At 36.2% G+C, this 8,047-nt stretch carries 6 protein-coding genes, 1 pseudogene and 1 other annotated feature; of the genes and pseudogenes, 4 read left to right on the top strand and 3 right to left on the bottom strand.

The genetic code is table 11. The annotated features are described in order from the left end of the window. Nucleotides 1–121: pseudogene (locus LLA01S_RS13685) on the bottom strand (YiaA/YiaB family inner membrane protein); the annotation flags it as partial. A gap of 499 nt (nucleotides 122–620) precedes the next feature. Here LLA01S_RS13685 and LLA01S_RS11365 point away from each other — a divergent pair. The 3 genes from LLA01S_RS11365 to plsX all read left to right on the top strand — a co-directional run bounded on the left by LLA01S_RS11365 (nucleotide 621) and on the right by plsX (nucleotide 4,469). Then, entirely contained in the window at nucleotides 621–2,258 is a 1,638-nt protein-coding gene (locus LLA01S_RS11365; protein ID WP_032950637.1) for an ABC-F family ATP-binding cassette domain-containing protein, read from the top strand. Nucleotides 2,259–2,558: 300 nt separating this feature from the next. Further along, complete coding sequence (locus LLA01S_RS11360) at nucleotides 2,559–3,371, top strand: Cof-type HAD-IIB family hydrolase (protein WP_061778333.1); 813 nt, start codon at nucleotides 2,559–2,561, stop codon at nucleotides 3,369–3,371. A 102-nt stretch (nucleotides 3,372–3,473) separates the two neighbouring features. Continuing rightward, the gene (gene plsX / locus LLA01S_RS11355) at nucleotides 3,474–4,469 is read left to right on the top strand and encodes a phosphate acyltransferase PlsX (protein WP_061778332.1); all 996 of its coding nucleotides are present in this window, start codon (nucleotides 3,474–3,476) and stop codon (nucleotides 4,467–4,469) included. A 78-nt stretch (nucleotides 4,470–4,547) separates the two neighbouring features. On the opposite strand, the gene LLA01S_RS11350 is transcribed toward plsX, so the two are convergent. Both LLA01S_RS11350 and LLA01S_RS11345 read right to left on the bottom strand, forming a co-directional pair. Next, entirely contained in the window at nucleotides 4,548–5,861 is a 1,314-nt protein-coding gene (locus tag LLA01S_RS11350; protein ID WP_061778331.1) for an APC family permease, read from the bottom strand. A 161-nt stretch (nucleotides 5,862–6,022) separates the two neighbouring features. After that, nucleotides 6,023–6,460 carry an OsmC family protein gene (locus LLA01S_RS11345; protein WP_011675125.1) on the bottom strand — a complete coding sequence of 146 codons (438 nt, stop codon included), beginning with the start codon at nucleotides 6,458–6,460 and terminating at the stop codon, nucleotides 6,023–6,025. Between the two features lie 158 nt (nucleotides 6,461–6,618). Then, nucleotides 6,619–6,854, top strand: a binding site (T-box leader). A gap of 104 nt (nucleotides 6,855–6,958) precedes the next feature. On the opposite strand from LLA01S_RS11345, the gene trpS reads away from it, so the two are divergent. Beyond that, the gene (gene trpS, locus LLA01S_RS11340) at nucleotides 6,959–7,984 is read left to right on the top strand and encodes a tryptophan--tRNA ligase (RefSeq protein WP_011834182.1); all 1,026 of its coding nucleotides are present in this window, start codon (nucleotides 6,959–6,961) and stop codon (nucleotides 7,982–7,984) included. Nucleotides 7,985–8,047 lie beyond the last annotated feature (63 nt).

The following is an 8,047-nucleotide window of genomic DNA, read 5'->3' as shown; positions in this document are numbered from 1 at the left end:
AAAACATGAGTGGCTCTTTTAGGGTGTACAAACCAATAAGAATCAAAATAACAAAAAGGGCAAATGATCCCCAAGCCAATAATTTAAAAGCAGCAGTATTACGATAAACTTTCTTTTTCATAAAATTTCTTCCTTAGGTATTAAGTCTTTTTTATTTAAACACATTAATTTTACTAATTTTTACGAAAATGTCAATTTGTTTTATATCTTAAAACAACTGACATTATCATTTTCTTTAAATGCTAACCTAAAAATAAAAAAATGAGCGGTAACCAGCCGCTCATTCTTTTGTTTAGAAGTAAACTTTATGAAAAATTTTATTGGAATAAGTACATTATAATGTGGCTTGCTTAAGTATTGCTAAAATTACACTGAATCGAAACTAAAATTGCCTCATTTTTTTAGAAATATCCTTTCACTCTGATAGGATATTTCTAAAACTCAAAAAATAGTTAATTTTACTGACAGTTTCGTCAATAGCTCTTAAAAAAATGGGCTTTATAAAGTCCAACTTTTATGATAAAATAAGGGCAGAATGCTTATTTTTAAGCACAAAAGTAGTCAAACTACTTTATCGAAAAATAATTGAGATTTTTCTCATCAGTAAAAAGGAAAAAATAATGCTTACAGTATCTGATATTTCATTACAATTCTCTGACCGCAAGCTTTTTGACGAAGTAAACATCAAGTTTACACCAGGAAACTGTTATGGTTTAATTGGTGCCAATGGTGCCGGTAAATCAACTTTCTTAAAAATCTTGGACGGCGAAATTCAACCCACAACAGGTCATATTTCAATGGGGCCAAATGAGCGGATGTCCGTTCTTCGTCAAAATCACTACGACTATGAAGATCAAACACCACTTGATGTTGTGATGATGGGGAATGAAAAACTTTTCGCCATTAATCAAGAAAAAAATGCCATCTACATGAATCCTGACGCAACAGATGATGACTTCATGAAAGCTGCCGAACTTGAAGCCGAATTTGGCGAAATGGGCGGTTATGAAGCCGAAGCTGACGCTGCTCGTCTTTTGCAAAACCTCGGCATTAAAGCTGAACAACATACGGATTTGATGGCTAATTTGACTTCTGGCGAACACGTGAAAGTTCTTCTTGCTAAAGCCCTTTTTGGTAAACCTGACGTCCTTCTTCTTGACGAACCAACCAATGGACTGGATATTCAAGCGATTGCTTGGCTTGAAGACTTTTTGATTAATTTTGAAAATACCGTTATCGTCGTTTCCCATGACCGTCACTTCTTGAACAATGTTTGTACTTACATGGCTGACCTTGACTACGGTAAAATCAAACTTTACCCAGGGAACTATGATTTCTGGAAAGAATCTTCTGAGCTCGCTCTTCGTTTGCAAGGCGACCAAAATCGTAAAGCTGAAGAAAAAATTGCTGAGTTGAAAGAGTTTATCGCTCGTTTCTCTGCCAATGCCTCTAAATCAAAACAAGCGACATCACGTAAAAAAATGCTTGATAAAATTGAAGTTGAAGAATTCGTTCCTTCATCACGCAAGTACCCATTTGTTGGTTTTGAACAAGAACGCGAAATCGGAAATGACTTGCTCCGTGTTGAAAATCTTTCAGTTGCGATTGATGGAGAAATGATTATTGAAAACATTTCATTCATCTTAAATCCTGGCGATAAAACAGTTTTCATTGGTCAAAATGATATCCAACAAACAACATTACTTCGTGCATTGATGGATGATGTGGAAGATAACTGGACGGTCACTGGCGATATTAAATGGGGAGTAACTTCTTCTCGTTCATATCTTCCTAAAGATAACAGCAAAGATTTTGATTCAATTGAACCAATCCTTGACTGGTTGCGTCAATTTGTATTGACAAAAGAAGAAGACGATAATACGTATCTTCGTGGCTTCCTTGGACGTATGCTTTTCAAAGGTGAAGAATCTTTGAAAGCTGTCAACGTCCTTTCAGGGGGAGAAAAAGTTCGTGTGATGCTCTCTAAAATGATGCTTCAACGTGCTAATGTGCTTGTTCTTGATGACCCAACCAATCACTTGGACTTGGAATCAATTTCTGCGCTTAATGACGGTTTGAAATCATTTAAAGGTTCAATCCTCTTTGCTTCACATGACCATGAATTTATTAATACCATTGCCAACCACATCGTTGTTCTTGGTAAATCTGGTGTTATTGATCGTATCGGTGAAACTTATGACGACTTCTTAGATAATGCGGAAGTTCAAGAAAAAGTTAAAGAACTCTGGGCTGATTAATTATTGGTGCTGACCATTCTGTCAGCAATTATTACTACTTTTCAAATCGTTTACACTCTTGTGTAAACTAAGTTTACAGCTCTGTCAGTAAAACGCGACCTATGGGAGCGTTTTAGTTGTAGATAAAAGAACTGACAGCTTTGCTGGGAGTTCTGTCACTAATTAGGCGCGACCCTCAAAGAACGCTTTAGCTGCACATAAAAGAACTGACAGCTTTGCTGGGAGTTCTTGTCAGTAAAATTTACTGACAGAACTAATTTTCATTCATTGATAGCATCATCAATGAATTAGGGAGAAGTCATGACTAAAAACTTAAAACTTTTTGCTACAGATATGGACGGAACTTTTCTGCGCAATGACCATTCTTATAATCACAAAAAACTTGCGGAACTAATTAAAGAAATTCAAGATAGAAATCTTCTTTTTGCCGCTTCTTCTGGCCGTTCTTTACATGGTTTAACAGAAGTTTTTGCTGAATATAAAGACCAGATGGCTTTTGTCGCCGAAAACGGTGGCGTTGTTGCTTATAAAGGAGAAATCCTCTTTGCCAAAGATTTGACTGTTGCCCAAACGCAAGAATTGATTGATGACTTGCAAGAAATGCCATTCAGTCCTAAAAGTGATTATCTGATTTCTGGTCTCAAAGGGGCATATTACCCCGAAGGAATTTCTAAAGAATACCTGACTCATGCCAAACTTTACTATCCTAACTGTCAACTTTATCACCAATTAGATGAAATTGATGACAAACTTCTCAAGGTTACCACAAACTTTCCTGAGGACCATGTTCGGGACTGTGAGCAATGGATTACTGACCGTCTTTCTTTTGTCAGAGCGACAACGACTGGTTTTACTAGTATTGATATCGTACCAAATGGAATTTCTAAAGCCTCAGGTCTGGCACATTTGTTGGCACATTTTAATTGGCTCCCTGAAAATTTAGCTGTTTTTGGTGACCAAATGAATGATTTGGAAATGTTTGAATACGCTGGTTCTTCTTTTGCTGTCAGCAACGCAGCCCCTGAAATTCTTGCTCAGGCTGACAAAGTCATTCTTTCTAATGACGAAGATGCTGTCCTTGTTGAAATTGAAAATATTTTAAATGAGCAGTAAATTACTTCAATAGATTATCTATTGTGAAAAAAAGTGACTATCTGGTCACTTTTTTTGTTATAATTTTAATGAGATATTATTTGATTTGGAGAAAATAAAAATATGAAAATTGCAATTGATGCAATGGGAGGAGATTTTGCTCCCGAAAATATTGTCAAAGGTGTAAACTTGGCAAAGAAAGAACTTTCTGATGTTACTTTCCAACTCTACGGAGATGGAGCGAAAATTCGTCAATTTTTAGATGATGAAACAGCTATTGAAATTATTGAAACCACTGAAGTCATCGATTTTCATGATGATCCGGTTGCTGCCATCAAATCAAAAAAAGACAGTTCACTCGTTCGGGCAGTGACTGCTGTTAAAAAAAGGGAAGCCGATGCTGTCCTTTCTGCGGGCTCAACGGGCGCCCTTTTAACAGCTGGATTAATGTTAGTCAAGAGAATTAAACAAGTTTCACGACCAGCTTTGATGTCAACTTTACCAACGGCTGATGGACGTGGGTTTGATATGCTTGATTTAGGAGCAAATACTGAAAATACTGCACATCATCTCGTTGATTTTGCCATTTTGGGTTCTTATTACGCTGAAAATGTTCGCGGAATCGAAAAACCACGAGTAGCTTTAATTTCAAATGGTTCAGAAGAATCTAAAGGTTCGCCAACTGTCAAAGAAGCACATGAAATTTTGTCAGCAATGACTGAAATTAATTTTATTGGAAATATTGAATCACGTGATTTACTCTCTGGTGGAGCTGACGTTGTAGTAACTGATGGTTTCACGGGAAACGCCATTTCGAAAGCAATCGAAGGTACAGCGACTGTTCTCATGAAAGAAATAAAATCAGCAATCATGGCCGGTAGTGTCACCACTAAAATTGGTGGGGTTTTGATTAAAAAACCTTTGTCTGGACTTAAAGATTTGATGAGTACAGATGGAGCTGGTGGAGCTGCTTTTGTTGGACTTAAAGCACCGGTAGTCAAGGCTCACGGAAATTCAAGTGAATTGGCGATTGCCTCTGCTTTGAAACAAATTCACAAAATGTTAGAGTCAGATGTTTCTGGTAAGTTAGTCAAACATTTTGAAAATATGGACAAATAAAAAAATCGGGAAACCGAGTTTTTTTACTGACAAATTCTTAAAAATGTTCGTCAGTAATTTCAGAATTACTGACAGCACTTATAAACGCTTAACAGTATTAACAGCCGCAGCTTTTGATTTTTCTTGATGCTCTTTAAGCCATTTTTCACGTTCATCATCATCTAATTTGACTACAAAATAAATAATCACTAATAAAATTATTATTCCTAGACCTAAAAGTAGAACAGACAAAGTAAAACTTGTCAGTAAAACAAGAGAAAAAAGTACTGAACCAATTCCAATCCACAGGAATTTTTTCTTAATATTGGCAAGACCGGTTGATAAATATTGAACAAAACTCATAAATACGGTTAAACCACTCAGAAAAACATAGTTGCCACTTAGAAAAAGTCCCATGGCACACAGTGTCGTCAAAATAATTGCCCAACTTGGTGTTCCAAAGCGATTATTTTTCGCAACAAACATTGGAACATCTTCATGTGCTTGAGATAAACTTGCTAGGATAGTTGGTGTATTAAACGTAGTTGCTACAATCACACCAAAAATTGAAAAACAAATCCCAATGACAAAGAGTGGAATCCCGATTGCCCCTACAACTCTACTAAAAGCCGTTGCCGCTGGAACCAATGTTTTAGTCAATTCAGGACCAAGTGCTCCAATTGTAATTGCTTGAATAATCAAATAGACAGTTAAGCATGTGAGCATCACAAGTGCCATCATTTTAGGTAAATTTTTCGCTGGATTTTTCATCTTTTCAGCATTGACCGGTAAAAAAGAAAATCCTGTAAAAAAGAAGAAAACTGTTCCATAAGCTGATAAAAATCCTTTGAAACCACCTAAATTTGCTGATGAGACAGTCAATAAATGTGGACTTGTAAAATTAACAGCACGCACTAACCAAAAACAAGTACAAACAAAAACAAGAACCAATAATATCTTCACAAATGAGGTCAGATTATCTAAACCAGCAATAATTGAACTTCCAAAATAGGAAATCAAGCCCAGAACTAAAATAATAATCAAGCCAGTTAATCGACTATTAAGATTCGGTAAAATCATTTTCAAGGCTGTGAGCAAGGCTGAAACTTCCGTTGTCAATGTCACTGTCCCCAATAACCAAGTCACCATTCCAACAATAAAACCCGGAAAGCGCCCAAATGTTTCTTTGGCATAGATAAGAGCTCCACCATTTTTTGAGTAAATCTTACTCATATTTGCATAAGCAAAAGCAATTACAAAAATGGATAGACCAGCAAATAAAATGGCTAGCAAGCTCCAAATCCCAGCGTCTTCATATATTTTTCCAGAAAGTAAGAAAATACCTGAGCCAATTATGGAATTCACTCCCAACAAAAAAATGGCAGCCGGTGATAATAATTTATTTTCTTTCATCGAAACCTCTCTTACTTTAATAAGACAAGACTTTATTAAAATTTTTATTAGTTAAATTATATCAGAAAGCTCCCCTTTTTTCTCATTATTTCCCCAGTATAAGCAAAAAAACTAAGCCATTTAAGATAACTTAGTTTTTAGATTAATATTTCAAAGAGAACTTATCCCAAAGTAGCTTCGAGTTCGATATTTACAGTGGCTAATGCCTTAGAAACTGGACAACTTTCTTTCACAATCTTTGCAATTTCTTGAAAATCTGCTTCAGAAATTCCGGGAATTACCGAATGATTAGTTAATTTAATTTTTGTAATCGCTGGACCGTCTGCTGTCGTTTCAAAAGTGACATCCGCTGTTGTGTCAATACTTTTTGCTACCAAACCTTTTTGCCCCAAAACCATTGAAAAGGCCATACTAAAACAGGCAGCGTGAGCGGCACCTAAGAGTTCTTCTGGAGTTGTGATGTGCGCTTGACTTTCAGAACGAGCCTTAAAATTATAAGGAGTTTCTGTAAAAATTTGAGAACTTTCTGCCGAAATTGTTCCAAAACCGTTTTCTAGGGTATCTTCCCAATGTGCTGATGCCTTTGATTTATTTGCCATATTTTCCTCCTAAAATAGCTATTGCTATCCTTCTATTTTGAGTTTCCTATGTTTTATTTTTAAATCTTTACTCTAATCTGAGTATAGCTTTTTGCCTTTGCTAATTCAAGAAATTGATTTTCTACTTTTTTAGTTTGACACTTTTAGTCAAAAAGTGTAAAATTTATTACAACAAGAAAGTAACTTTGATTTTGAAATCTCTAGGAAGTTGGTGGTTGTGTAAACCAACGTTTTCAGCAAGGTGAATGGGCTTGTTATTAACTAATGAATTTGATTTAAAAAAATAATGAATCACGGCCGCTTCCGTTACACAGCAACCTGTTTACTGACAGGTCTTAAGAAAATCATTTGATTTTAAAATTACGGTGGCACCGCGCTCAAAAGCGCCCGTAGGACTTTTTATAGTTCTACGGGTGCTTTTTTTATTTTTTTATTAGGTGTAAACCAGTTTACACTGTTCAAATAAACAAACTAAACTCATCTACAAAGGAGAAAAAAATGACAAAACCAACTATTTTAACCGGCGATCGTCCAACGGGAAAACTTCATATTGGCCACTATGTTGGCTCCCTACAAAATCGTGTCAAGATGCAAAATGAAGATAAATACAATATGTTTGTTTTCTTAGCTGACCAACAAGCTTTGACTGACCATGCCAAAGACCCTGAACTTATTCGTCAATCAGTCGGCGATGTTGCTCTTGACTATTTAGCTGCAGGTCTTGACCCTGAAAAATCAACTATTTTTATTCAAAGTCAAATTCCCGAATTAGCTGAACTTTCAATGTATTATATGAACTTAGTTTCACTTGCTCGACTTGAACGCAACCCTACTGTGAAAACAGAAATTGCCCAAAAAGCTTTTGGGGAATCAATTCCTGCGGGATTCTTGGTTTACCCTGTTTCTCAAGCTGCTGATATTACTGCTTTCAAAGCCACTCATGTCCCAGTCGGAAATGACCAAAAACCAATGATTGAGCAAACACGCGAGATTGTTCGCTCATTCAACAATGCTTACCATACTGATATTTTGGTTGAACCAGAAGGAATTTACCCTGAAAATGAAGCTGCTGGTCGTTTACCTGGACTTGACGGAAATGCCAAAATGTCTAAATCTCTTGGAAACGGAATTTTCCTTGCTGATGACATGGATACACTCAAGAAAAAAGTCATGTCAATGTATACTGACCCTGACCACATCAAAGTGGAAGATCCTGGTAAAATCGAAGGGAACATGGTCTTCCATTATCTTGATGTTTTCGGTAAAGCTGAAGATGCTGAACAAATCGCCGAAATGAAAGCTCAATATCAAGCGGGAGGTCTTGGCGATGTGAAGACAAAACGTTTCCTTCTTGAAGTGCTTGAACGTGAACTTTCACCAATTCGCGAACGACGTATTGAATTTGCGCAAAATATGGATTATGTTTACGATATGCTCAAGGCTGGTTCTTTAAAAGCCGAAGCTGTAGCTAGCCAAACGCTTGATGAAGTCAAGAATGCAATGGGAATCAATTATTTTAGATGATTCATTATTTTGACATCTTAGTGAAATTTATGTTATTTTCTGTTATATTAATCTTGTTTAATA

Origin of the sequence: Lactococcus cremoris subsp. cremoris NBRC 100676, from assembly GCF_001591705.1 — a bacterium.
GTDB lineage: Bacteria > Bacillota > Bacilli > Lactobacillales > Streptococcaceae > Lactococcus > Lactococcus cremoris.
This window is presented reverse-complemented; position numbering and strand designations above follow the sequence as displayed.